At 73.5% G+C, this 25,414-nt stretch carries 22 protein-coding genes and 2 tRNA genes; 4 read left to right on the top strand and 20 right to left on the bottom strand.

Annotated features, from left to right (window positions below; genetic code table 11):
• Positions 1–58: 58 nt before the first annotated feature.
• The 12 genes from F1C15_RS13865 to F1C15_RS13810 all read right to left on the bottom strand — a co-directional run bounded on the left by F1C15_RS13865 (position 59) and on the right by F1C15_RS13810 (position 11,561).
• Positions 59–1,627, bottom strand: coding sequence for a D-alanyl-D-alanine carboxypeptidase/D-alanyl-D-alanine-endopeptidase (locus tag F1C15_RS13865; RefSeq protein WP_082514428.1), 1,569 nt, complete (start codon positions 1,625–1,627; stop codon positions 59–61).
• A gap of 10 nt (positions 1,628–1,637) precedes the next feature.
• A complete protein-coding gene (locus F1C15_RS13860; protein ID WP_185231855.1) occupies positions 1,638–2,642 on the bottom strand; it encodes a Gfo/Idh/MocA family protein in 1,005 nt (334 codons plus the stop codon).
• Positions 2,643–2,753: 111 nt separating this feature from the next.
• Positions 2,754–2,826 (bottom strand) — tRNA-Thr (locus tag F1C15_RS13855).
• 60 nt (positions 2,827–2,886) lie between these two features.
• A complete protein-coding gene (locus F1C15_RS13850) occupies positions 2,887–3,564 on the bottom strand; it encodes a TetR family transcriptional regulator (RefSeq protein WP_056053190.1) in 678 nt (225 codons plus the stop codon).
• Positions 3,565–3,578: 14 nt separating this feature from the next.
• The gene (locus F1C15_RS13845; protein WP_185231853.1) at positions 3,579–4,721 is read right to left on the bottom strand and encodes a DNA polymerase III subunit delta'; all 1,143 of its coding nucleotides are present in this window, start codon (positions 4,719–4,721) and stop codon (positions 3,579–3,581) included.
• Positions 4,718–5,344 (bottom strand): dTMP kinase, encoded by a 627-nt coding sequence (tmk, locus tag F1C15_RS13840; RefSeq protein ID WP_185231851.1) that lies wholly within the window; start codon positions 5,342–5,344, stop codon positions 4,718–4,720. The genes F1C15_RS13845 and tmk overlap by 4 nt, the downstream gene beginning before the upstream one ends.
• Positions 5,344–8,301 carry a type I DNA topoisomerase gene (gene topA / locus F1C15_RS13835; RefSeq protein WP_185231849.1) on the bottom strand — a complete coding sequence of 986 codons (2,958 nt, stop codon included), beginning with the start codon at positions 8,299–8,301 and terminating at the stop codon, positions 5,344–5,346. The genes tmk and topA overlap by 1 nt, the downstream gene beginning before the upstream one ends.
• Positions 8,302–8,456: 155 nt before the next feature.
• Complete coding sequence (locus F1C15_RS13830; RefSeq protein ID WP_219731549.1) at positions 8,457–8,819, bottom strand: Rv3654c family TadE-like protein; 363 nt, start codon at positions 8,817–8,819, stop codon at positions 8,457–8,459.
• Positions 8,820–8,844: 25 nt separating this feature from the next.
• Positions 8,845–9,189, bottom strand: a complete 345-nt coding sequence (locus tag F1C15_RS13825) for a TadE family type IV pilus minor pilin (protein ID WP_056053178.1) — start codon at positions 9,187–9,189, stop codon at positions 8,845–8,847.
• A gap of 3 nt (positions 9,190–9,192) precedes the next feature.
• Positions 9,193–9,504: a DUF4244 domain-containing protein gene (locus F1C15_RS16050; RefSeq protein WP_197982203.1), complete on the bottom strand. Its 312-nt coding sequence runs from the start codon at positions 9,502–9,504 to the stop codon at positions 9,193–9,195.
• A gap of 126 nt (positions 9,505–9,630) precedes the next feature.
• A complete protein-coding gene (locus tag F1C15_RS13815) occupies positions 9,631–10,575 on the bottom strand; it encodes a type II secretion system F family protein (protein WP_185231845.1) in 945 nt (314 codons plus the stop codon).
• A 59-nt stretch (positions 10,576–10,634) separates the two neighbouring features.
• Positions 10,635–11,561, bottom strand: a complete 927-nt coding sequence (locus F1C15_RS13810; protein WP_370543597.1) for a TadA family conjugal transfer-associated ATPase — start codon at positions 11,559–11,561, stop codon at positions 10,635–10,637.
• 591 nt (positions 11,562–12,152) lie between these two features.
• Here F1C15_RS13810 and acs point away from each other — a divergent pair.
• Positions 12,153–14,135 (top strand): acetate--CoA ligase, encoded by a 1,983-nt coding sequence (acs, locus tag F1C15_RS13805; protein WP_185231842.1) that lies wholly within the window; start codon positions 12,153–12,155, stop codon positions 14,133–14,135.
• A 48-nt stretch (positions 14,136–14,183) separates the two neighbouring features.
• Here the strand turns inward: acs and F1C15_RS13800 are convergent, their stop codons facing one another.
• Complete coding sequence (locus tag F1C15_RS13800; RefSeq protein WP_185231840.1) at positions 14,184–14,654, bottom strand: RidA family protein; 471 nt, start codon at positions 14,652–14,654, stop codon at positions 14,184–14,186.
• A complete protein-coding gene (locus F1C15_RS13795) occupies positions 14,654–14,815 on the bottom strand; it encodes a hypothetical protein (protein WP_185231838.1) in 162 nt (53 codons plus the stop codon). The genes F1C15_RS13800 and F1C15_RS13795 overlap by 1 nt, the downstream gene beginning before the upstream one ends.
• A gap of 50 nt (positions 14,816–14,865) precedes the next feature.
• Here F1C15_RS13795 and F1C15_RS13790 point away from each other — a divergent pair, with 50 nt between their 5' ends.
• The 3 genes from F1C15_RS13790 to F1C15_RS13780 all read left to right on the top strand — a co-directional run bounded on the left by F1C15_RS13790 (position 14,866) and on the right by F1C15_RS13780 (position 18,554).
• On the top strand, positions 14,866–17,427 hold the full coding sequence (locus F1C15_RS13790; RefSeq protein ID WP_082514263.1) for a transglycosylase domain-containing protein: 2,562 nt from the start codon (positions 14,866–14,868) through the stop codon (positions 17,425–17,427).
• Complete coding sequence (locus tag F1C15_RS13785; RefSeq protein WP_185231836.1) at positions 17,424–18,374, top strand: metallophosphoesterase; 951 nt, start codon at positions 17,424–17,426, stop codon at positions 18,372–18,374. The genes F1C15_RS13790 and F1C15_RS13785 overlap by 4 nt, the downstream gene beginning before the upstream one ends.
• 106 nt (positions 18,375–18,480) lie before the next feature.
• Positions 18,481–18,554: transfer RNA gene (locus F1C15_RS13780), tRNA-Pro, on the top strand.
• A gap of 270 nt (positions 18,555–18,824) precedes the next feature.
• Here the strand turns inward: F1C15_RS13780 and F1C15_RS13775 are convergent.
• The 6 genes from F1C15_RS13775 to F1C15_RS13750 form a co-directional block, all read right to left on the bottom strand.
• Positions 18,825–19,430: a thymidine kinase gene (locus F1C15_RS13775; protein ID WP_056053161.1), complete on the bottom strand. Its 606-nt coding sequence runs from the start codon at positions 19,428–19,430 to the stop codon at positions 18,825–18,827.
• Positions 19,430–20,179: a response regulator gene (locus F1C15_RS13770; RefSeq protein WP_185231834.1), complete on the bottom strand. Its 750-nt coding sequence runs from the start codon at positions 20,177–20,179 to the stop codon at positions 19,430–19,432. The genes F1C15_RS13775 and F1C15_RS13770 overlap by 1 nt, the downstream gene beginning before the upstream one ends.
• A complete protein-coding gene (locus F1C15_RS13765) occupies positions 20,166–21,308 on the bottom strand; it encodes a hypothetical protein (protein ID WP_185231832.1) in 1,143 nt (380 codons plus the stop codon). The genes F1C15_RS13770 and F1C15_RS13765 overlap by 14 nt, the downstream gene beginning before the upstream one ends.
• Entirely contained in the window at positions 21,305–22,582 is a 1,278-nt protein-coding gene (locus tag F1C15_RS13760; protein ID WP_185231830.1) for a sensor histidine kinase, read from the bottom strand. Before F1C15_RS13760 ends, F1C15_RS13765 begins: the two co-directional genes overlap by 4 nt.
• A 126-nt stretch (positions 22,583–22,708) precedes the next feature.
• Positions 22,709–23,821: an Rv2578c family radical SAM protein gene (locus tag F1C15_RS13755; RefSeq protein ID WP_185231828.1), complete on the bottom strand. Its 1,113-nt coding sequence runs from the start codon at positions 23,819–23,821 to the stop codon at positions 22,709–22,711.
• A 49-nt stretch (positions 23,822–23,870) separates the two neighbouring features.
• Positions 23,871–25,301 (bottom strand): malate:quinone oxidoreductase, encoded by a 1,431-nt coding sequence (locus F1C15_RS13750; protein WP_255465608.1) that lies wholly within the window; start codon positions 25,299–25,301, stop codon positions 23,871–23,873.
• Between the last annotated feature and the right edge of the window lie 113 nt (positions 25,302–25,414).

Raw genomic sequence — 25,414 nt, 5'->3', positions numbered from 1 at the left:
CGCGCCGGGCCGCGAGGCGCACGCCGGGCGGCGGCGCCCGGGGACGGCGGCGCCCGGGTCAGGTGTTGGAGAGCGAGTCCCCGCAGCTGTAGACGGCCGCCGTGAGCGTGTCGAGGGCGACCCGAGCGTCGTCGCGGACGTCGCCGATCGCGTAGAAGGCGAAGGCGAGAGGAGTGCCGTCGGCCGCCGCGACGGTGCCGGCGAGCGTGTAGGCCGTGTCGATCCAGCCGGTCTTGGCGTGCACCGCACCGCGGGCGACGGCGTTGGAGCCCGTGAAGCGCGAGGCCAGCGTGCCCGTGCGGCCCGAGATCGGGAGGGCGTCGTAGACCACGCCGAGGCCGCCCTCGCGGTCGAGCACCTTCACCATGAGGCGCGCCACGAAGGTCGAGGGCACGGCGTTGCCCTCGCTCAGCCCGGAGCCGTCGACGATGGTCACCGTCGACGCGTCGAGCCCGTACGCGCTGGTCAGCACCGAGCGGTAGAGCGTCGTGAGCGAGGCCGCCGAGCCGTCGGCCCCCGACTCCTTCGACGACGCGCGGGCCAGCATCTCGGCGAGGGTGTTGTCGGAGACGGGGAGCATCTGCGAGATGAGCGTCGAGACGGGCTGCGACGACACGGTGCCGAGCACGGTGGCGCTCGTCGCCGAGCCCGGGGCCATGGTCGCGCTGTCGGCACCGGCCACGCCGGCCGCGACGAGGGCGGCGCGGAAGGCGTCGCCGGCACGGGCGACCGGGTCGGTGCTGCGCGGGCTGGTCTGGGCGGCGGGGTCGGCGCGGTCGCCGTCGACCATGAGCGCCGTCACCTCGCTGTGGTAGCCGATCGTCTGCTCGGTGCGCTTCCACGACGGGTCCCACTTGTCGGCGGCGCTCCACCAGGTCGCGTCGAGCGTGATCTGGCTCACGGGCTGGTCGCCGAGCGAGGCCTTGACCTGGCCGGCGAGGTCGGCGAGCGTGGGAGCACCCGAGTAGACGCTGCGGCCCGTCGCGCTGAGCGTCGCGTCGCCGCCGCCGACGAGGGCGATCGAGCCCGTGCCGGGGTCGCCGGTGACCTGCGTGCGGAGGCGGTGGTCGGCCCCCAGCACCGAGAGCGCGACCGCGCTCGTCAGCGTCTTGAGCACGCTCCCCGTGCGGGCGGGGGTCGAGCCGTCCCGGTCGAGCAGGACCTCGCCGGTCGCGGCGTTCACGACGGTGCCCTCGAACTGGGCCAGGCGGGAGTCGGCGGCCGGGCCGGAGACCGAGCAGGTGCGGAGGCGCGTGGGGGCCGGGATCTCCCCCGGGACGGACCGGACGGGGTCGGCCTCGGCGGTCGGCGTCGGCGTCACGGTCACGGCGGCGGCCGGGTCGCTCGATGAAGGCGACGCGGACGACGCGGTGCCGCGAGACGACGGAGCGGTCGCGGCGCCGGCGGCCACGGCCCCGCCGCCGAGGAGGGCGAAGGCGGTCACGGCGGCCGTCACCAGGGCGGCGCGCGGGTGCTCGCGGACGAGGCGGCCGAGGCCCGCACGGGCGGGCGGGGCGGTCGTCGACGCGGTGCCCGTCGACCCGGTGCTCGTCGACGGGGCGCCCGTCGGGGCCTGGCCGTCGGCGGGCACGTCCGGGTGGTCGGTGAGGTCGCCCTGATCGTTCATCGGGGTCATCCTACGGAACGCGGACCGCGCCTCCGGCCTCTCCGGGGTAGTGGACGCCCACCTGGCGACGCATCTCGTCCATCACGCGCATCACCTCGAGCATGTCGGCGTGGGTCAGGGCGGGGCTCTCCCGTTCGCCGGCGGCGACGAGGCGCTCGAGCTCGACCGCCTGGTGGTGCATGCCGCGCAGCCCGTCGTCGACGGCGTCGTAGCGCTCGACCACGGCGCCCTCGGCGTCGAGGACGGTGAAGCCGCCCGGGGCGTAGAAGGTGGCGTCGACCTCGATGCGGCCCTCGCTGCCGTACAGGACGGCAGTGTTCTCGCCGGCGGTGTCGAGGGCGGCGAAGACCGTCGACGTGGCGCCGGAGGCGTGCAGCAGCGACGCACCGATGCGGCGGTCGACGCCCTGGTCGCTGAGCACGCCGGTGGCGGCGACCGTCTCGACCGGACCGAGCAGGTCGGCGGCGAACGAGACCGGGTAGACGCCGAGGTCGAGCAGCGCGCCGCCGCCGAGGGCGGGATCGTTGATGCGGTGACGCGGGTCGGTGGGCAGCGCCTGGAGGTGGTGGGCCGTGAGGAGTCGCGGTTCACCGACGACGCCGGCCTGCACCACCTCGCGGAGCCGTACCTGCTGCGGCAGGAAGCGCGTCCACATCGCCTCGAGCGCCACCACGTCGGCCTCACGGGCCGCGTCGAGCACCTCGGCGGCCTCGGCCTCGTTCACCGTGAAGGGCTTCTCGACGAGCACGTGCTTGCCCGCGCGGATCGCGAGCAGGGCCGCGTCGCGGTGGAAGGGGTGGGGCGTGGCGACGTAGACCGCGTCGACCTCGGGGTCGGCCACGAGATCCTCGTAGCTGCCGTGCGCTCCGGCCACGCCGTGGCGGTCGGCGAACTCCCGGGCCTTGTCGAGCTGCCGCGAGCCGACGGCGGTGACCGTCAGGCCGGCGCCGATCAGGTCGGTCGTGAACGCGTCGGCGATGCCGCCGGCGCCGAGGATGCCCCATCGAGTCGTCATTAGCCCTGTCTACCAGGCACCACGGCGGTCGGACGCCTCCGCCGGCGGGACGCGGCCGCCCGGCCGGGACGAGGAGAGGCCCGGATCCGTGGGGATCCGGGCCTCTGGGGGAGCCGCTTTGGAGAATCGAACTCCAGACCTTCTCATTACGAGTGAGACGCTCTACCGACTGAGCTAAAGCGGCGGATCTCGATCAGATCGAGAACCCGTGCCTCTCGGCACGATCACCAACTGTAGCGGATTCTCAGAGCTCTCGCGTCACGACCCGGCGGAGGTCGGCGAACGAGTCCTCCATGCGGGCCCGCAGGCTGAAGCGGTGGTCGGCGGCGTGGTCGGCGTCGTCGTCGTCGATCCACTCGGCCCAGGCGTGCCGGAGCGCCGCGATGACGACGAGCGTGACGAGGTGCGCGCGGCTCTCGAGCAGCGCACGCCCTCCCCCGTCGGAGACGGCGGCGGACAGGCGCGGGTCGGCGGTGAAGCGACGCGCGACGATCTCGGAGAGGCGCTCCTCGAAGTCGCGCATCGACGCGATCCGCTTCGCGAACAGGTCGGGGTGGGCGCGCAGCACGATGCGACGGCGCTGCACGAGCTCACGGTCGACCGTGGCCGTCACGACGGCCTGGTCGAGGAGGGCGACGAGGCCGTCGAGGATGGGCTCGTCGTGCCCGTCCACGAACTGGTCGATGGCGGCGCCGTCGGGCAGCTCGGGCGGGTCGCCGACGACGGCCTCCTCCTTCGACGTGAAGTAGTTGAAGAAGGTGCGGGGCGAGACGTCGGCGCGGCGACTGATCATCTCGACGGTCACGGCGTCGAAGCCGTTCTCGGCGATGAGGTCGAGGACGGCGACCTGGATCGCTCGTCGGGTGGCCAGCCTCTTGCGCTCACGCAGTCCGGGAGGGGCTGTCGCTGTGGGGTCGGTCATGGGCACATCCTGCCTCACCGGACCGCGTGCCTGCTGACGGCGACCAGCATCGCCTCCAGCGCGAGGGCGGGGGCGACGTTCGACTCGATGCGCCGCCGGGCCACGCTGACCGCGTCCATCACGGCGAGGGTGGTGGCCGGCGTCGAGGCCGTCACCGCCTGCTCGAGCTGCGGCCGGATGCTCTCGTTGACGAGGTCGTCGCCGACGCCGAGGTGCAGCAGGAGGACGTCCCGGTAGAGCGACAGCAGGTCGACCATGATGCGGTCGATGCCGTCGCGGAGGCTGCGCGTCGCGCGGCGCTTCTGATCGTCGTCGAGGGCGCGCAGCTGGCTCCGCAGCGCGGGCGGGACGGTGCCGCCGGGCTCGACGCCCAGGGAGCGCAGGGCGCTCGCGCGCTCCTCCGCGTCGCGCTCCTCGGTGATGGCCTTGGCGTCGTCCCCCGCCACGGCGAGCATGGTGGAGGCGGCGATCACCGCGTCGGAGACCGAGCGGATGCCGAGGGCGGTCTCGAGGGTCGTCCGCCGTCGGGCGCGCGCCTCGGGGTTGGTCGCGAGCCGCTGGGCCATCCCGATGTGGCTCTGCGCCTCGCGGGCGGCGACCAGGGCGGTGGCGGGCTCGACCCCCCGGCGCTCGAGCAGGGCGGCGACGTCGTGCACGGACGGGACGCGGAGGCGCACGCTCCGCACGCGGGACCGGATCGTCGGGATGAGGTCGGCCTCGCTCGGCGCGCAGAGGATCCACACCGTGCGGGGCGGCGGCTCCTCGAGGGCCTTGAGCAGCAGGTTGGAGGTCCGCTCGGTCATCCGGTCGGCGTCCTCGATGACGACGACGCGGTACCGCCCGACGGAGGGCGAGAACTGCGAGGCGGCGACGAGCGACCGCACCTCGTCGATCGTGATGATGATGCGCTCCGTGCTCAACACGGCGAGGTCGGGGTGCGACCGGGCCGCCACCTGGAGGGCGGTCGCCTCGTCGTCGTGGCCCCGGGCGAGGAGCGCCCCGGCGAAGGCGTAGGCCAGGTTCGAGCGGCCCGAGCCGGGCGGGCCGGTGATCAGCCAGGAGTGCGTCATCGACGAGTTCGCCGGGTCGGCCGAGGCCGCCGCCTTCAGGGAGTCGATGGCGTCGGCCTGGCCGGTGAGGTCGTCCCAGAACGTCACGGGCGGTCGAGGAGGGTCTCGACGCGGGACCGGACGGAGGCGGCGATCTCGTCGACGGGCAGGGTCGCGTCGACGACGAGGAAGCGCTCGGGCTCGGCGTCGGCGATCGCGAGGAAGGCGGCCCTGACCCTCGCGTGGAAGTCCTGGGCCTCGGCCTCGAGGCGGTCGTAGGTGGTGCGCGACGCGTCGAGGCGCGACCGGGCCGCGGCCTCGTCGAGGTCGAGCAGGACGGTCAGGTCGGGGGCGAGGCCATCCACGGCCCAGCGCGAGAGGTCGCGCACCTCGTCGCCGCCCAGCACGCGACCGGCGCCCTGGTAGGCGACCGAGGAGTCGATGTAGCGGTCCTGCACGACGACGTCGCCGTGCTCCAGCGCGGGGCGGACGAGGGTGTCGACGTGCTGGGCCCGGTCGGCCGCGTAGAGGAGAGCCTCGGCGCGCGGGGCGATGTGGCCACGGCGGTGCAGCACGATCTCGCGCAGCTCCAGCCCCAGGTCGGTGCCGCCCGGCTCTCGGGTGCGCACGACCCGACGACCCTGCTCGGTCAGCCACGACTCGAGCAGGCCCGCCTGCGTGGTCTTGCCCGAGCCGTCGCCGCCCTCGAACGTGACGAAGAGGCCCGCCACTACTCGCCAGTCGAGTCGGTCGTCGACGACGCGGCCTCGGTCGCCGCCGCCTTCGCGGCCGCGGCCTTCGCGGTCGCGGCCTTCGTCGTGGCGGCCTTCGTGGTCGCGGCCTTCGCGGTCGCGGCCTTCGCGGTCGCGGCCCCGGGCGTGGCGGCCTTCGTGGTCGCGGCCTTCTTCACGGGCGCCTTCTTGGCGGGCGCCTTCTTGGCCGGCGCCTTCTTGGCGGGGGCCTTGGCCTTCGGCTTCGCCGGCCCCTTGGCGCGCTTGTCGGCGAGCAGCTCGACGGCGCGGTCGAAGTCGACCTCCTCCACCGTCTCTCCGCGGGGGATGGTGGCGTTCGTCTCGCCGTCGGTCACGTAGGGCCCGAAGCGGCCGTCCTTGACCTTGATGGGCTTGCCGCTGACCGGGTCGGCCGCGAACTCGGCGAGCGCGCTGCTGGCCCGGCGGGCGCCGTACTTGGGCTGCGCGAACGCCTCGAGGGCGCCGGCGAGGTCGATCTCGAAGATCTGGTCCTCCGAGGTGAGCGACCGGGTGTCCGTCCCCTTCTTCAGGTACGGGCCGTAGCGGCCGTTCTGGGCCTGGATCTCGTCGCCGCTCTCGGGGTCGAGGCCGACGGTGCGGGGCAGGTCGAGCAGCGCGAGGGCGGTCTGCAGGTCGATCGTGTCGACGCTCATGCTCTTGAAGAGCGACGCCGTGCGCTCCTTCGGGGCGGCCTTCTTCGCAGCGGGCTTCTTGGCCGGGGCCGCGGCCCCGGTCGCGGGCGCGGCGGCGGCGGCGGGAGCCTCGACGACCTCACCGGTCGCCGGGTCGGCCTCGACCTCCTCCGGCGTGCGCTCGGTGACGTACGGGCCGAATCGGCCGTCCTTCGCGACGACCTCCTTGCCCGACTCCGGGTTCGTCCCGACCACGCGGTCGCCCACGACGGGCGCCTCGATCAGCTCGCGCGCCTTGGCGGGCGTGAGCTCGTCGGGGGCGAGGTCCTCGGGCACGTTGACGCGCCGCGGGGTCTCCGGGTCGTCGCCGGGCGCCTCGAGGTACGGACCGTAGCGGCCGATGCGGAGCGTGATGCCCGCGCCCAGCGGGATGGAGTTGATGTCGCGGGCGTCGATCTCGCCGAGGTTGTCGATGACCTTGCGCAGGCCGCGGTGGGTCTCGTTGCCGAAGTAGAACCCGTTCAGCCAGTCGACCCGGTCGGCGTCGCCGCCGGCGATCTGGTCGAGGTCGTCCTCCATGCTGGCCGTGAAGTCGTACTCGACGAGGTCGCCGAAGTACTCCTCGAGCAGCCGGACGACCGAGAAGGCGATCCAGTTCGGCACGAGGGCGGTGCCGCGCGGGGTCACGTAGCCGCGGTCGACGATCGTCGACATGATGGCGGCGTACGTCGACGGCCGCCCGATGCCGAGCTCCTCGAGGGTCTTGACCAGGCTCGCCTCCGTGTAGCGGGGCGGCGCGCTGGTGTCGTGGCCCTTGGCCTCGACGTCGTCGAGGACGAGGTGCTGGCCCTCGGCCAGCACGGGCAGCTTCGCGTCGGCGGTCTCGGCGGCGCCGTGGCGGTCCTCGTCCCGGCCCTCCTCGTAGGCGGCGAGGAAGCCGCGGAAGGTGATGACGGTGCCGGTCGCGACGAACTCCGCCAGGGTCCCGGCGGCGGTGCGGGGCGTGATGCCCGCGACGTCGTCGGGCGTCGTCGCCGAGACGGCGACCGAGGCCGTCGAGCCCTTGGCGTCGGCCATCTGCGAGGCGACGGTGCGCTTCCAGATGAGGTCGTAGAGCTTCCAGTCGTTGCCGCGGAGCGCGCCCTGCATCTCGCTCGGCGTGCGGAACGTGTCGCCCGAGGGGCGGATCGCCTCGTGCGCCTCCTGCGCGTTCTTGCTCTTGCCGGCGTACGTGCGGGGCTTCTCGGGCACCGTCTCGGCGCCGTAGAGGGAGGCCGCCTGCTTCCGGGCGGCGTTCGTGGCCTGCTGCGACAGCGACGGCGAGTCGGTGCGCATGTAGGTGATGTGCCCGTTCTCGTACAGGGACTGCGCGACGCTCATCGTCTGGCGGGCGGAGAAGCGGAGCTTGCGCGCCGCCTCCTGCTGCAGGGTCGACGTGGTGAAGGGCGCGGCGGGGCGCCGCGTGTAGGGCTTCGACTCGACCGACGAGACGACGACGTCGACGCCCTCGGCCTCGAGGGCCCGCGTCAGCGCCGTGGCCGACTGCTCGTCGAGCGAGACGGCCTCGCCCTTGAGCCGGCCGCGGTCGTCGAAGTCACGGCCGCTGGCGACACGCGAGCCGTTCACCCGGACGAGCCTCGAGGAGAAGGGCAGCGCCTCCCCGTCGGGCTCGAAGGTCGCGGTGAGGTCCCAGTAGGAGGCCGAGACGAAGGCGAGCCGCTCGCGCTCCCGGTCGACGACGAGCCGCGTGGCGGCGGACTGCACCCGACCGGCGGAGAGGCCGGGGCCGACCTTGCGCCAGAGGACCGGCGAGACCTCGTAGCCGTACAGCCGGTCGAGGATGCGCCGGGTCTCCTGGGCGTCGACGAGCGCGGTGTCGAGCTCGCGCGTGTTCTCCTGCGCCTGCTGGATGGCGTCCTTCGTGATCTCGTGGAAGACCATCCGCTTCACGGGGACCTTCGGCTTGAGCTCCTGGAGGAGGTGCCACGCGATGGCCTCGCCCTCGCGGTCCTCATCAGTGGCGAGGTAGAGCTCGTCGGCGCCCTTGAGGGCGCGCTTGAGGTCGGAGACCGTCTTCTTCTTGGCGTCGGAGACGACGTAGTAGGGCTCGAAGCCGTTCTCGACGTCGACGGAGAACTTGCCCAGCGAGCCCTTCTTCAGCTCGGCCGGCAGGTTCTTCGGCTCGACGAGGTCGCGGATGTGGCCGACCGAGGCGAGCACCTCGTAGCCGCTGCCGAGGTACTGGGCGATCGTCTTGGCCTTCGCGGGCGACTCGACGATGACCAGTTTCTTCGTGCCTGGCACGGGACTCCTTGCATTGGGGGGAACGACGGGACCAGCCCCGGGAGGCCGGTCAGACGGTCGGCGGCGGGCGACTCGCGTCGCACCCCGACCAGCGCGACGGCGCTGACGTGTGCCGCCGACAGGCACACCATACACACACGCGGCGGGCGGCCACCTCACGGCGGGAGCCCGGGAGGCACGGTGCCGGTCGCCGGCGGACCCGCCGTCGCGGAGGCCCCCACGACCACCCCGGCGAGGCTCGTCGTCACCCTCACGGTGACGACCAGCTCGTCGACGCGGCAGCTCGTGAGGACGACGCCGTTGGCCGTCGCGAGGGCCCCGGCCCGGTCGCAGGGCGACCCCGCGACCAGACCGGCGGCGACGTCGGCCGCCGCCAGCGCCGCGGCGTCGGCGGCTCCGCTGACCCGGCTGCGCTCCGCCAGGGCGCGCCCGCCGCCCACGACGGCGACGGCGAGCACGACGACCCCCACGAGGACGGCCACGACCAGGACGGAGGCGGCCCCCTCGTCGCCGGGCACGGGGCCCGGCGCCCTCCCTCCCACGTCAGCCCCCGAGCGCCGGGGCGCAGCTGCGGGAGGTCAGGACGACGACGCCCGTGAGCGGGCCCGCGTCGACCGGTCGGCGGAGGACCACGCAGACGAGCCCCTCGCCCTCGGTCGACTGCACCGCGGCGCCGGGCGCGAGCTGCCCGAGCACCGCCGCGGCCCGCCCGCCGTCGCCGCGGGCCGTCTGCCGGGCGGTGACCGCCGCCGCGTCGGCGAGGCGGATCGACTGCGCGGCGGCGGCCGACGCCCCGACGACCAGCGCGAGGAGGAGCAGGACGGCGGGCAGCACGACCGCGAACTCGACGGTCACGCTGCCCGCGTCGTCGCGGAGCCCGCGGGGCACCCGTCAGCCCACCGACAGGGCCGACCGCACGAGGTCGCTGAGCACGGCCCGCACCTCGTCGCTGCGCATCACGGCGAGCAGCACGCCGGCGAAGCCGACCGCGGCCATGATGACGATGGCGTACTCCGCCGTCGCGGCGCCGACCTCCGAGCGCAGGTGCGCGACGAGTCGCCGGAGCCGCGGTGCGGCCCGGGGAACGTCGGGCCCGCCCGGTCGGAGCGCGGCGGACGACCTGGCGGGCGCGGACCCGCCCGCGGGCGCCGAGCAACGGCCGGGCGCCGAGGAGCGGGAGACGGATGTCTGGGCAGTGGTCATGAGGTCCTCTTCTTCTCGTCGTTCGCCGACCCGGCCGGGTCGGCGGGCCGCCGCGGCGACCTGGTGCGAGTGTGCGGCCTCCCCGGGCCCGGCCCTCGGGCGGGGACGCCGGCCTGGGGAGAGGGATCACAGGACGCCGGCGGTGGAGGAGACGAGTGCCGCGACGAGCGGGACGACCCCCACGAGCAGGAAGGCCGGGAGGACACAGGCCCCCAGGGGGAGCATCAGGGTCGACCCGAGCCGCGCCGCTGCCGAGCGCGCCGTGGTGGCGGCCTCCAGCCGCTCCTCCACGGCGGCGGCCCGGAGGAGCTCGGCCGCCGGCGCGCCCGCCCGCCGGGACAGCTCCAGGACGGCGGCGCCGTCGTCGTCGCCGGACGGCCCGTCGACGAGGCACTCCTCCACGGCTCGGGCCACGAGCGCCACCGCCCCCTGCCACGAGCCGCCTCCCGCGAGCGCGACGGCCAGCAGCTCCAGCCGCAGGCCGGGCACGTCGCCCGGCGGCGTCGCTCCGCGGACGAGACGGGCGTTCCAGGCCCGAGCGGCGGCGACCAGGGCCCCGCCGCCCGCGAGGCACGCTCCGCCGAGGGGCGAGACCAGCACGGCCCCCGCGTCGACGCCGGAGCCGAGGGAGAAGAGGAGGCCGACCACGGGGAGCCCGAGCACGATCCGCGCGGCGGCGCGGGGGCCGGCGAGCGCCACCTCCACCTCGTGGCGCACCTCCTCGGACTGGCGCAGGGCGCGGGCGAACGACCTCAGGCAGTCCGCCAGGGGCGCTCCGCTCTGCTCGGCCACACGCCAGGCGCACGCGACCTGACGCCACTCCCTGTCCGCGCGGAGCCCGTCCGGGACGCGGGCGAAGGGCCTGCTGCGGAGGGCGTCGAGGAGGGCGACGGAGACCGGTGAGCCGCGGGCTGCCTGCGTGCCGATGCGCTCCGCGACGGCGGCCACCACGGCGTGGCGCTCTGACCCGGCGAGGTGCCGCCAGGCCGACGCGGGGGCCACTCCCGCCCCGAGCAGCACGGCGGTGCGCTCCAGGACGACGGCGACCGCCGTGGGCGGTGCCCTCCGCACCGGTCGACCCGGCTCGACGGCGACCGCCCCGTCGTGCCGCCTCAGGGGCCGCCTCCGCCTCACGGCTCCTCCGCCGCGCGGAGGCCCGCCCGGGCGACGAGCTCGCCCGACGGGCCCAGGGCCAGCGAGCCGATCTGCGCGAGCCGCCGACCACCGTCCCGGCGCTCGACGTGCAGCACGGCGTCGACGGCGCTGACCGCCTGCCGGGCGAGGGCCGACGGGGCCAGGCCGGCGACGGCGCCGAGGGCCTCGAGCCGGGCGGGGACGTCGGCGAGCCCGTTGGCGTGCAGCGTCCCCGCTCCGCCGTCGTGCCCGGTGTTGAGGGCCGACAAGAGGTCGCGCACCTCCACGCCCCGGCACTCCCCCACCACGAGCCGGTCGGGACGCATCCGGAGGGCCTCCCGCAGCAGGCGCGCGGTGTCGATGCCGCCCACGCCCTCGAGGTTGGGCTGTCGGGCCTCGAGCGAGACCACGTGCGGGTGCCGGAGGCGCAGCTCCGCGACGTCCTCGATGAGGACGACGCGGTCGCCCGGGTCGGCCGCGGAGAGGAAGGCCGCCAGGAAGGTGGTCTTGCCCGCCCCTCCCGCGCCGGTCACGAGGACGTTCGCGCGCCTCTCCACCAGCCCCCGCACGACGGCGTGGTCGCCCGGCGCGAAGAAGCCGGCGGCCGCGAGCTCGTCGAGGCCGAGCGGCTCGGGGCGAGGCAGCCGGACGGAGAGGAGGGTGCCCCTCGTCGAGACGGGCGGCAGCACGGCGTGCACGCGCACGCCCCCCGGCAGCCGCACGTCGACGCAGGGCGTCGCCTCGTCGACGTGCCGCCCGCCCCGGGCGACGAGCCGGGCGGCCAGTGAGCGCACGTCGCCCTCGGAGAGGTGCACGCGAGGGTCGGGGCGGGCCCCCGCGCCCCGGTCGACCCAGGTGCCCGCGCCTCCGTTCACGAACACGTCGGTGACGTCGTCGTCGAGCAGCGCGCTGAGCGGCCCCAAGTCGTGGCCGACCGCGCTTACGTCTGCCTCGCGGTGCGCGGAGGCTCCCCGGGCGGCCTCGACCTGTACCCCGGAACGGCCCGACGTACCCCGATCACGACCCCGCTTCCCGGGCACGTCGGGGACGTACCGCCCCGGCGGCCACCCGCGGGTGAGGTCGGGGTGACTCCGGGCAGCTCCACGATCGGTCTCGTCCATCCGCCGACGCTAGCCAGCGGCGGCAACGCAGACAGATCAGTGCACGCCGAGCCCGGAACGACTTCGTTCGGAGCGTCCTGGGGAGGGACGACGCCCCGGCCACCCGGGGGCGACGACCGGGTTAAACGAGAGGGGCGGCACCAGTCGGGGGGAACGGGTGCCGCCACGGCAGTGCTGGATCGGGGGGAATCGCTCGCACTGCCTGCCAGGACGAATCCCGACGTGCATCACTGTACCCCAGCTACCCGCTCGGACGCCACGGGTGAGGCCGATCCGTCTTGGTGTGTCGCGGCGCCGGTCGAGGTGCCGGGCGCGCCTGCGGCGTCCGGCCGCCGGAGTAGGGTCGGCGCGACGGCCCCGGCCGCCGCACCGCGACGACGCGAGAGGACCGACATGACCGACGGCACCGCCCCCTCCACCCCCACCGGTGACGACCACGGGGCGGCCGCCTCCCCCGGCCTGGTCGTCCCGCCCTCCGCGCAGTTCGTCGAGGAGGCCGCGGCGGGCCCGGAGCTGGCCGCGGCGGCCGCCGCGGACCGGGAGGGCTTCTGGCTGCGACAGGCCCACGAGCGCCTCACCTGGCACCGCCCTCCCGCCGAGGCGCTCGACTGGACGGACGCGCCCGTCGCCCGCTGGTTCGCCGACGGAACCCTCAACGTGGCCTACAACTGCCTCGACCGGCACGTCGAGGCCGGCCACGGCGACCGCGTCGCCCTGCTGTGGGAGGGCGAGCCCGGCGACAGCCGTGCCGTCACCTACGACGAGCTGACCCGGGAGGTCAAGCGCGCCGCGAACCTGCTCGCGTCGCTCGGCGTCGGGGCGGGCGACCGCGTCGTCGTCTACCTGCCCCAGATCCCGGAGGCGGTGGTGGTCATGCTCGCCGTCGCCCGCCTCGGCGCCGTGCACTCCGTCGTCTTCGGCGGGTTCAGCGCCGAGAGCCTCCGTGCCCGCATCGACGACGCCGGGGCGACCGTCGTCGTCACCGCCGACGGCGGCTGGCGACGGGGAACGGTGTCGCCCCTGAAGCCCGCCGTCGACGCCGCGCTCGCCACGGGCGGGCCGTCGACCGTCCAGACCGTGCTCGTCGTGCGCCGCGGCGGCCAGGCCGTCGACTGGGCCGAGGGCCGCGACCTCTGGTGGCACGAGGCCCTCGACGGCGTCGGCGACGACCACGTCGCGCAGCCCTTCCCGGCCGAGCACCCGCTGTTCATCCTCTACACGAGCGGCACCACGGGCCGACCGAAGGGCATCCTGCACACCTCCGGCGGCTACCTGACCCAGGTCGCGACGACCCACGCGACGGTCTTCGACCTCCGCCCGACCACCGACGTCTGGTGGTGCACCGCCGACGTCGGCTGGATCACCGGCCACAGCTACGTCGTCTACGGGCCCCTCGCGAACGGCGCGACGCAGGTCCTCTACGAGGGGACCCCCGACTCCCCCGCTCCAGGGCGCTGGTGGGACATCGTCGAGAAGTACGGGGTGACCCTCTTCTACACGGCCCCGACGGCCATCCGTGCCGCGATGAAGGCCGGGCGGCAGCTGCCCCTCGCCCGCGACCTCTCGTCGCTGCGCCTGCTGGGCTCCGTCGGCGAGCCCATCAACCCCGAGGCCTGGCTCTGGTACCGCGAGGTGGTCGGCTCGGGCCGCACCCCCGTCGTCGACACGTGGTGGCAGACCGAGACCGGCGCGATCATGGTCTCGCCGCTGCCCGGCGTCACCGCCACGAAGCCCGGGGCTGCTCAGACGCCGGTGCCGGGCGTGGTGGTCGACGTGGTCGACGACGACGGGGCACCCGTCGGCCCCGGCGGCAGCGGGCTGCTCGTCGTCACCGAGCCGTGGCCGTCGATGCTGCGCGGCATCTGGGGCGACCACGAGCGCTACGTCGAGACCTACTGGGGGCGCTTCGGCGACCGGTACTTCGCCGGCGACGGCGCTCGTCGCGACGACGACGGCGACATCTGGCTGCTCGGGCGCGTCGACGACGTCATGAACGTGTCGGGGCACCGGCTCTCGACCGCCGAGATCGAGTCGTCGCTCGTCGCCCACCCCTCGGTCGCCGAGTCGGCCGTCGTCGGGGCGGCGGACGAGGCGACCGGGCAGGCCGTCGTCGCCTTCGTGGTGCTGCGCGACGGCGCCCGCGGCGCCCAGGCCCCCGAGGAGGCGGTGGTCGCCCTGCGGGAGCACGTCGCGCGCCAGATCGGCAGCATCGCCCGACCGCGCACCGTCGTGCTGGTCGACGAGCTGCCCAAGACCCGCTCGGGGAAGATCATGCGGCGCCTGCTCCGGGACGTCGCGGAGGGCCGGGAGGTCGGGGACACGACCACGCTCGCCGACGCGACCGTGATGAGCGCGATCAGCGCCGGCCTGCGCTGATGCCCACCGGGCAGGGCTCCCGGTCGGGAGCCCTGCGGCCGGGCGGGGTCAGGCGACCTCGAGCACGAGCTCGACCTCGACCGGGCTGCCGAGCGGCAGCGCGGCGACGCCGACGGCGCTGCGAGCGTGGCGGCCGGCCTCGCCGAACACCCGGCCCAGCAGCTCGGAGGCGCCGTTGATCACACCGGGCTGCCCGGTGAACGCCGGGTCGGACGCGACGAAGCCCGTCACCTTCACCACCCGGACGACCTCGTCGAGCGAACCGAGCACGGTCGCCGCGGCGGCCAGGGCGTTGAGCGCGGACCGTGCTGCGAGGTCACGGGCGGCCTCCGGCGTCACCAGCCCGGGGGCCTCGCCCACGACGCCGGTCGCCGGGAGGGCGCCGTCGACGAACGGGAGCTGGCCGGCCGTGAACACCAGCTGGCCGCTGCGGACGGCGGGGATGTAGTCGCCCGCGGGGGCGGCCACGGCGGGGAGCTCGAGGCCGAGCTCGGCGAGGCGAGCGGCGACGTCGGCCATCAGGCGCCCTGCGGCTTCTCGCGCTTGAACCAGGCGACGGGGCCGCCCTCCGGCCCCTGCGTGACCTGCACGAGCTCCCAGCCCTCGCTCCCCCAGTTGTTCAGGATCGCGGTGCTGTTGTGCACCATGAGCGGCGTGGTCATGTACTCCCAAAGGACCATTTGTGGTTCCTATCAGCTCGGATGTCGTCGGTGTCACTTACCCTGATCTTATGTCTGCCCAAAAATCGAAGCCCACGTCCGTCGTCGGGGCGCTCTTCGGATTCGTCGGCTTCAGCGTGCTGGCCGGCCTCCTCGTCACCATCGGCGTGACGCCGGCGATCGCCGTGGCGGGCATGACCGCCTCGAGCTCGATCGGGGTCTTCGAGTCGATCCCCGAGTACATCGAGATCGGCAAGCTGTCCCAGCGCAACACGCTCTACGCCAAGCAGGGCGGGCAGGACGTCCCCTTCGCGACCCTCTACAGCGAGAACCGCGTCGAGCTCAAGTGGGACCAGGTCTCGGGCAACCTGAAGAACGCCGTCCTCGCCGGTGAGGACCGCCGCTTCTACGACCACGGCGGGGTGGACGTCACGTCGCTCGTGCGCGCCGCGGCGGGGTCGCTCGGGGGCGGCGAGCTGGGGGCCAGCGGCGGCGGATCGACGTTGACCATGCAGCTGGTGCGCAACATCCGCATCGCTCAGTCGCAGCAGCTCGACACGCAGGAGGAGCGTGACGCCGCCTACAAGGAGGCGACGACGACCACGCTCGACCGCAAGCTCGAGGAGATGAAGTTCGCCATCGGGCTGGAGAAGAAGTACTCCAAGGACGACATCCTGCTCGCGTACCTCAACATCGCGTACTTCGGCGACCAGACCTACGGCGTGCAGGCCGCCGCCCAGCACTACTACAACAAGTCGGCGCTCGACCTGACCGTCGAGGAGGCCGCGAGCCTCATCGCCATCGTCCAGTACCCCGACACCCGCAACCTCTCCACTCCGGAGAAGTACGAGGGCAACAAGGCTCGACGCGACGTCATCATCAAGTCGATGAAGGCCGAGGGCTTCATCGATGAGCCGACGATGCAGGCGGCCCTGGCCGCGGACATCGCGAGCTACGTGCACCTGACGACGCCGACGCAGGGCTGTGCGGCCGTCACGGCAGCCGGAGCCCAGTACTTCTGCGACTACGTGAAGAAGAACATCAAGAACCTCGCCGTCCTGGGCTCCTCGCCCGAGGAGCGCGAGAAGAACTGGGCAACCGGCGGCTACAACGTCTACACGACCCTCGACCTCGACCTCACCGCCAGCGCCAAGGAGAAGGTCGACCGCTACGCCCCGGCGAGCGAGACCCGGCTCCAGCTCGGCTCGGTCGTGAACACCGTGGAGGCCGGCACGGGCCGTGTGCTCGTCATGGCGCAGAACACGACGTTCTCCGAGGTGGCGTCCGAGGACCGCACCCAGACCTCCGTGAACTTCAGCACCGACCAGCAGTACGGCGGCTCGGGCGGCTTCCAGCCCGGCTCGACCTACAAGCCCTTCACCCTGATCGACTGGCTCGAGCAGGGCAACGGCGTGAACCAGTCCGTCAACGCGACTCCCCGCACCTTCCAGCTCACGGCGGACGGCCGTCCGACCGTGCGATGGACGCCGAAGAACGACGCGGGCGAGAAGCCCGGGAGCATGACGGTCGCCGCGGCCACCGCGCAGTCGATGAACACGGCGTACGCGGCGATGGCCTCCCAGCTCGACCTCGCCGACATCGCCGGGGTCGCCGAGAAGCTCGGCGTGCACCGCGCCGACGGGAACCCGCTGGCCTACGAGAACCCGTCGTCGATCCTCGGCTCGAACGAGGTCGCCCCGCTCACGATGGCCACGGCCTACGCCGCGATCGCGGCCGGCGGCAAGTACTGCGAGTCGATCATCGTGGACAACATCAAGGACTCCTCGGGTGCCGACATCGGCGGTCAGCCCCAGGCCTGCACCCAGGCGCTGGACCCTGACGTCGCCGCCGGCGCCGCCAAGGCGATGTCGGGCCTCTGGACGTCGGGCACGGCCGTCGGCGGCCTGCCTCGCGACGGCATCCCCGAGATCGGCAAGACCGGCACCACCGACGACAAGGACCAGATCTGGATCATCGGCGCGTCCACCCGCGTCGCCACGGCCATCTGGCAGGGCAACTACGACTTCACCGGCGGCAAGAAGAGCCTGCGTGCCTACTCGTCGCCCGTGCAGCCCCGCAACGGCAGCTACGCGAACGCACGGTCGGCCTTCTTCCGTGAGGTCCAGACGGTCAACAACGCCGCGTACCCGGGCGGCGCCTTCGTGGCCCCCTCGAACGCCGTCCTCCGCGGCACCGGGGTCAGCGTGCCCGATCTCGCCGGCAGCACGCCCGCCGCCGCCCAGACGCTCCTCCGCAGCACCGGCCTGAAGTACGAGGACGGCGGTGTGCAGGCGTCGACCCTCCCGGCCGGCCAGGTCAGCGGGTCGGACCCCGCCGGTGGCACGCTCGTCGCCAAGGGCTCCACGGTGCGCGTCTTCACCTCCGACGGCTCGCTGGCCACCACCGTCCCCGACCTCGTGGGCCAGGACCTCAAGGGCGCCGGGGCGACCGTGGCCGGAGCCGGCTTCACCACCGCGCTCGGCGTCTCCGGCTTCACCGCCGGGGACGGCAAGAACCAGTGCCGGGTCGCGAGCAGCGACCCCGCCGCGGGGACGTCCGTCGCGAAGGACACCGCCGTCTCCGTCGTGCTCTACGGCGGCAAGGACGGCAACGACCCCGGAGGGTGCTCGTGAGCCCCCTCTCTGCCGGACGCCTGACGGCCGCGACCGCTGCGGCGGGCGCGGCCGTCGGCCTGGGAGCGTTCGCGTGGGGCGCGCTCGTCGAGCGCAACCGCTTCACCGTACGTCACGAGGTGCTCCCGATCCTCGAGGCGGGGTCGCGCTCGCTCACCGTCCTCCACCTGTCCGACCTCCACCTCGCCCCGTGGCAGTCGGAGAAGCAGGAGTGGGTCCGCGGGCTGTCGGTGTACGAGCCGGACCTCATCGTGAACACGGGCGACAACCTGGGGCACGCCGACGCCCACACCGCGCTCGAGTACACCCTCGAGCCCTTCCGCGGCGTGCCGGGCGTCTGGGTCAACGGGTCCAACGACTACTACGGTCCCGTCCCCAAGAGCCCGCTCCGGTACTTCGCCGGGCCGAGCAGGCCGCACCGGGCCCCGGCACCGCTCGACGTCGACCGCATGGAGACCTTCTTCGCCGACCTGGGCTGGCTCGACCTGAACAACACCGCACGCGCCCTGGAGCTCCGGGGCAACCGGCTCGAGCTCTTCGGGGTGAACGACGCCCACCGGGGCTGGGACCGCCTCGACCGCCTCCCCGGTGCCCTCGACGACCTCCGCGAGAACGTCGGCTGGCAGGACGACCGGGGCGGGCCGGACCCCATCGGCATCGGCGTCACGCACGCGCCCTACCAGCGCGTGCTCAACTCGTTCGTCACGAACGGCGCCGACGTCATCTTCGGCGGCCACACGCACGGCGGTCAGGTGCGGGTGCCCGGCTACGGCGCACTCGTGACCAACTGCGACATCCCCCGCAGCAAGGTGAGCGGGCTGACGACCTGGAGCCACGCACGGCGCACCGCGCACCTCGAGATCTCCGCAGGGCTCGGCACGTCGATCTACGCCCCCGTGCGGTTCGACTGCCGCCCCGAGGCGGTCGTCGTGACGTTGACCGCCTGACTCGCTCCCCCTCGGTGCCCACCGCCCGGCGGTGGCACGCGGACCCCGATTCATCCGCTATCCTTGTACACGTTGCTTCGGCAGGCAGAGATGCCCACCGAGACGACGGGGTGTGGCGCAGCTTGGTAGCGCGCCTCGTTCGGGACGAGGAGGTCGTGGGTTCGAATCCCGCTACCCCGACACACGACGCATGGCTGGACCCTAGGGTCCAGCCATTCGTCGTTCTGTGCTTTCTTCACGACGCTGAAGGGGAGGCTGGACCCTAGGGTCCAGCTTTTTTGTCGTTCTGTGCTTTCTTCACGACGCTGAAGGGCAGGCGGGGGCCTACGGGTCCAGCCTTCCTGTCGTTCTGTGCTTTCTTCACGACGCTGAAGGGGAGGCTGGGACCCTGCGGGTCCAGCCTCCCGGGCGTACGTGCCCCTCCACGGGCAGCAGGAGGCGGGGGCCGTGTCAGGCGAGGCGGCCGCTGCTCTCGGCGAGGTAGCAGGCGCCGCAGAGCGACTCGTACGTGACCTGCTCGCCGTCGATCGCGACCTGGTCCCCGTCGAAGACGAAGCGGTCACCGACCTTGCGTGCGTTGAAGACGGCCTTCCGCCCGCAGCGGCAGATCGTCTTGAGCTCCTCGAGGCTGTGCGAGACCTCCATCAGGCGCCGGCTGCCCGGGAACGCCAGCGTGCGGAAGTCGGTGCGGATGCCGTAGGCCAGCACGGGGACGTCCTCTAGCACGGCGATGCGCAGCAGGTCGTCGACCTGCCCCGGCGACAGGAACTGCACCTCGTCGACGAGCAGGCAGGCGAGGTCGGAGCCGGTCTCGTCGCGCACGCGCGCTCGCTCGGCACAGAACACCGACAGCACGTCGTCGCCGGGCGCGAAGGTGACGTCGACGGTCCGGGTGACGCCGAGCCGCGACACGACCGCGTCGTCGCCCTTCGTGTCGACCCGGGGCTTCGCCAGCAGCACGCGCTGGCCGCGCTCCTCGTAGTTGAAGGCCGCCTGGAGCAGGGCCGTGCTCTTGCCGCTGTTCATGGCCCCGTAGCGGAAGTAGAGCTTCGCCACTACTGGAGGTAGCCGTCCTCCGCCGCCCGACGGATCAGCTCGCTCTTCTTGCTCGCCGGTCGGTTGGCCTTGGCGTACTTCTCGCGCACCCGGCGCAGGTAGGTCTTCGCCGTCTCGTACTGGACGTTCATCTGGGCGGCGACCTCGTTGGTGCTGAAGCCCGAGACGTACAGCCGGAATGCCTCGGCCTCGCCGGCGCTCAGCTTGGGTCGGCTCTGGTTGGTCGCGCCGACCGGCAGCGGCCGCCAGTCCCGCTGCGGCGACGAGTCGCGGGCGACGCCCATCACCTGGCGCGCGGCGTCCATGACCTCGCGCATGGGCAGCGACTTCGACAGGAACGCGCTGGCCCCGGCGTCGAGCGCACGCTCCCGCGACTCCCGCGTGTCGAGGCTCGACAGCACGACGACCTTGGCGCCGGCGGCCCGGCAGGTGCGGACCCGGGCCTCGATCGAGACGGGCTCCTTGAGCTGGAAGTCGAGGAAGACGAGGTCGGTCGGGAAGCTGTCGCTGTGCACCAGCTGCAGCCAGGTGTGCGCCGTGAGCACGAGGTCGAAGTCGTACGCGTTGACGTTGATCCAGCTCGAGAGGCTGTCCAGGAGGACCTCGTGGTCGTCGAGGATGGCGAGGCGCACCCGGCGGGTGGCGGGCGTCTCGTCGCCGGGGCCGACCGTGCTCCACGACGGGGCGGCGGCGGGCCTGCCGAAGCCCGGGCGGAGGGACGAGCGGCCGCTCGACTCAGTGCTGGTCATAAGAAAACCTTAGTGTCAGGAGGGGGGAGGTGGCGTCGACCTGCAGGTCGCCGAAGACGATGCGGAGCACGGCGAACCACGGTGCGAAGCGGCGGCGGACGACGAACTCCCCCACCGTGGTCGGGACGCTCACGAGGGCCTCGACGCGCTCGTCGACCCGTCGGAGGTCGACCCGCACGTCGTCGGCCTGGACGCCGTCCCGCTCGCCGAAGGCGACGAGCAGGGCGCGCAGCGACGTCCTGTGGTCCGGGGTCATGGCGGAGGCGACGAAGTCGGGGTCGACGACGATGCCCGAGACGCCGCTCGTCGGGCTGACGAAGAGGTGCTCGAGCCACGACCGGTCGGCCTCGGCCACCATCGACACCCGGAGCTGGTCGGCGATGTCGCGGGCGCGCTGGGCGTCGGCGGCCGTCACCGCCCCGCGGTCGACGAGCGACGAGAAGAACGGCACGACCTCCCGGTTGAGGATGGTGACGCGGTCCTGCTGCACCGATCGGGCGATGCTCGCCCGGAGCTCGTCGGCGCTGGCGCGCCGGAAGGTCGTCGCGCGGTCGATCCACCGCTCGACCAGCAGCGTGAAGGTGCGGGAGAAGGAGGCGGCGGCCGCGGAGAGCGCCACGACCGGCACGACGGCGACGACGACGAAGGTCGTGGTCGGCACGGCCGTCACGAACCAGGGCCGTTCGAGCAGCACGACCACGGCCACGACGACCGCGACGACGAGGCCGGCGACGAGGATCTCGGCGGCGGGTCGGTAGGGGGCGACGCCGAGCAGCAGGACGCCGACCGCGAGCGACGACCAGTCGTCGCGCACGAGCTCGTTCTGCCCGAGGAGACCGAGCGCCTCGAGGGCGACGGCGGCACAGGAGAGCACGACCACGGCCACCAGGGAGCGACGCCGGAACGGCGCCCGGAGCGGGCTGGCGGAGAGCACGAGCACGAGGCCGGCCGCCGCCAGGGCCGCGACCGCGCCCACGGACGCGGCCGGGTCGACGATCTCGTCACGACCGCTCAGGGTCGCCGACACGGCCACGGCGAGGGCCGCGACGACGGTGATCAGCGACACGGGACGGGAGGCCAGGGCCCCCACGGGGTCGACCTGTTGCGGGGTCCGCTCGCGGTCGCTCATGCGGCGTCGCCCGTCCGGTCGTCCGAGCGCGCGACGTCCGACGCGCCCTCGGCGCCGGGCACCGGGACCGTGTCGCCCGGCTCGTCGGGGCCGGTGGCCGGGACGCGGATGACGACGGAGGTGCCGCTGCCGGGCGACGACCAGACCTGCGCCGAGCCCCCGACGCGCTCCATGCGCGCCCGGACCGAGTTGCTGAGGCCGAGCCGGTCACGGGGCACCGCGTCCTGGTCGAAGCCCGCACCGTCGTCGATGACCATGACCGAGAGCTCGCCGCCGTCGCCGTAGACGACGACCTCCGCGCGGCGCACCCCGCTGTGCTTCTCGACGTTCGTCAGGCACTGGGTCACGGCCAGGCCGAGCGCCTGGCCCACCACGGGCGCCAGGCGGGCCACGGCAGCGACGTCGCCCGTGACGCCGATCTCCAGCCCCCGGGCGCGCCCCTGCTCGACCGCGCGGGCGAGCTGGCTGTCGTCCCACTCGGCCGTCGCGGCGTCGACCCCGGGCGGGGCGGGGTCACGCAGCCACTCCTGGCCGACGAGCGTCTCGAGGTCCGCCGCCATCGACGAGGCGAGCGACGGGTCGAGCCGGCCGGGGCCCGCGGTCGCGACGGCGGCGAGGTGGTTGAGGACGGTGTCGTGGACGAGCGCCGCGGCCTGCTGCTCCATGTCGTGACGGATGCTCTGGAGCTGCTGGTCGACGGCGGCGCGGTGGATGCTCGGCTGGGCCCGCCGAGCCCGGTCGCGGGCGACGAGGGCGTAGCCGAGGGTGGCGACCACGACGGCCCAGGCCACCACCGTCGTCACGTCGACCTTCGGGGCGGACCCGGTCTGCCAGGTCGCGAGCTGGGTGGCCACCTCGCCGAGCACGAGGCCGCTCGTCGCCCAGGCGATGCTGTGGCGCGGGCGCACCCCGCTCGCCCCCACCATGACCAGGGCGATCTTGGGGAGCGAGAGCGAGAAGGCGTCGGAGGCCTGGATCGTCGGGACCTGGGCGAAGAGGGTGAGCGCGTACCAGTAGAGGCAGGCCGAGCCGAGGACAAGGTAGGCGGCGTAGCTCGTGGCGCTGCGGTAGGTGGCGACGACGAGCACGAGCGCCGCCATCGTCACGACCGCGACCAGGGCGGGCCACAGGATGAGCGACGGCATGCCCACCTGGTTGCTCACCAGCAGGAGGGCCGCGCCGGCGAGGACGACGCACGCGATCACGTGACAGGAGCGCGCGAGCGCGCGACCGGTGCTCTGGGGAGCGAGGTGGGCGGGCAGTCCGAGCAGCACCGTGCCTCCTTCGCTCCGTGGCTGGCCTGATGATCATGCCAGAACATCGACCAGCTCATGTACCCCGTTATCTGGGGCCACCCCCGGATCGACTCGGAGGAGGGTCGTGATCTGTGCCCCGGTCGCTCAGAAGAGCCGGGGATGTTCGGAGCGTGCCCCGCCGGGGAGCTCCTCGGCCAGGAGCGACCGGGGAGCCGACGTCGGGGTGAGGTTCATCAGCCGCAGCGACTGCTCCGCGTCGTCGAGCGCCCGCGACCGGGTCGTGCCGGTCGAGGGGTCGGCCTCGCCGCGCTGCAGCCCGTGCTGGGCCAGCAGGGGCCGCATCCGCCCCGCGAGCCAGCGGCGGTACCCCGTGGGCGCGTAGGTGCCGTGCGCGTAGAGCTCGCGGTACTTGGGCAACAGCTCCGGGTGCTCGCGCTCGAGCCAGGCGAAGAACCACTCCTTGACCCCGGGCTTGAGGTGCAGCGCGCTGTAGAGCACCGTGGTGGCCCCGGAGTCGCGGACGGCCTCGAGCGCCGTGGTGAGGTGTTCGCGCGTGTCGGTGAGGTACGGCAGCACCGGCATCATGAAGACGGAGCAGCGGAGGCCCGCGTCGGTCGCCGCCCGGACGGTGGCGAGGCGCGCCGCGGTCGTGGGCGTGCCCGGCTCGATCGACTGCTGCAGCTCGTCGTCGTGGACGGCGACGGACATCGCGATGTCGACCGGCACGTGCTCCGCCGCCTCCGCCAGCAGCGGCAGGTCACGGCGCAGGAGGGTGCCCTTCGTGAGGATGCTGAACGGCGTGCCCGAGTCGGCGAGCGCCGCGATGATGCCCGGCATGAGGCGGTAGCGCCCCTCGGCCCGCTGGTACGGGTCGGTGTTCGTGCCGAGCGCGACCGGGTGCCGCTGCCAGGACGGCCGGGCGAGCTCGCGGGCCAGGACCTCGGCGACGTTGACCTTGACGACGATCTGGCGGTCGAAGTCGTCGCCGCCGTCGAGGTCGAGGTACTCGTGGGTGGGTCGCGCGAAGCAGTAGACGCAGGCGTGGCTGCAGCCCCGGTACGGGTTGACCGTCCAGCCGAACGGCAGGGCGCTGTCTCCGCCGGGCACGCGGTTCAGCGCGCTCTTGGCGAGGATCTCGTGGAAGGTGACGCCGGCGAACTCCGGCGTCGTGACCGACGCCACGAGGTTCGACAGCTTCGCGAGCCCGGGCAGGGCCGAGTCGCTCTCCGTCGCCATCGCCTGCCCGCTCCACCGCATGCGTCCATTAGAACACACGTTCGATCGGGCCGGGACGCCGGCGACGGGGTCAGGCGTGGATGCGCAGCGCCTCCGCGGTCGCGCCGAGGGTGGCGGCGGCCCGCTGCTCGTCCGTCGCGACGGACTCCCCGTAGGTCGGCACGAGCCGCCGGAGCACCGGGGTCCAGCCCGCGATGCGGTCGGGGAAGCAGCGCTCCAGCACGTCGAGCATGATCGGCACGGCCGTCGAGGCGCCCGGCGAGGCACCGAGGAGGCCGGCGATGCTGCCGTCCGCCGCGGCGACGACCTCGGTGCCGAACTGCAGCACCCCGCCCTTCTGTGCGTCGCGCTTGATCACCTGGACGCGCTGGCCCGCGGTGATGCGGTACCAGTCGGCCGGGTCGGCGTCGGGCATGAACTCGCGCAGCGCCTCGAACTTGGTCTCCTTGCTCGCGGCCAGCTGGCCGACGAGGTACTTCACGAGGCCGAGGTTGGCGAGGCCCGCCCGGATCATCGGGTAGAGGTTGTGCGGCCGGATCGACATCACGAGGTCGAGCACGGAGCCGTTCTTGAGGAACTTGGGGCTGAAGCCGGCGTAGGGCCCGAACATGAGGCTCGCCTCGCCGTCGACGATGCGGGTGTCGAGGTGCGGCACCGACATGGGCGGCGACCCGACGGCGGCCTTGCCGTAGACCTTCGCCCGGTGCTTCGCCACGACCTCGGGGTCGTCGGTGCGGAGGAACTCGCCGCTGACCGGGAAGCCGCCGAAGCCCTTGATCTCGTCGATGCGCGACTTCTGCAGGAGGTGCAGCGCGCCTCCCCCGGCCCCCACGAAGACGAAGCGGGCGTCGACCGTCGTGGGCGTGCCGCCGACCTGCTTGCGCATCTTGATGCGCCAGGTGCCGTCGCCGAGCTTCTTCAGGCCCGTCACGCGGTGGTCGAGCTCGAGGCGGGCGTCGTTCGCCTCGAGGTGCTCGATGAGCAGCCGGGTCAGCGCCCCGAAGTCGACGTCGGTGCCGGCCTCGATGCGGGTCGCGGCGATCGGCTGCCCCTTCGAGCGGCCGGGGATGAGCACGGGGGCCCACGAGCGGATGACGGAGGCGTCGGTGCTGAACTCGAGACCGCGGAAGAGCGGGTGGTCGCGCAGGGCCTCGTGGCGCTTGCGCAGGTACTCGACGTTCTTCTCGCCCCAGACGAAGCTCATGTGGGGCGTCGACGAGATGAACGCGGACGGGTCGGGCAGGGCGCCCTCGGCGACGAGGTGCGACCAGAACTGCCGCGAGACCTGGAACTGCTCGTTGACCTTGACGGCGCTGCTGATGTCGATCGTGCCGTCGGAGCGCTCGGGCGTGTAGTTCAGCTCGCAGAGTGCGGAGTGGCCGGTGCCCGCGTTGTTCCAGGGGTTGCTCGACTCCTGGGCCACGTCGCCGAGGGCCTCGTAGATCTGGATCGTCCACGTCGGCTCGAGCTGCTTGATCATCGCGCCGAGGGTGGCGCTCATGATGCCCGCCCCGATCAGGGCGACGTCGACTGGCTTCGGTGCATCGGTCACGGCGTCAGTCTAGGCCGACGCGCGCACGGCGGGGCGAGCGGCCCCGGGGAGCCAGCGCAGGC

It is taken from the genome of Frigoribacterium sp. NBH87 (assembly GCF_014217665.1).
Classification (GTDB): domain Bacteria; phylum Actinomycetota; class Actinomycetes; order Actinomycetales; family Microbacteriaceae; genus Frigoribacterium; species Frigoribacterium endophyticum.
This window is presented reverse-complemented; position numbering and strand designations above follow the sequence as displayed.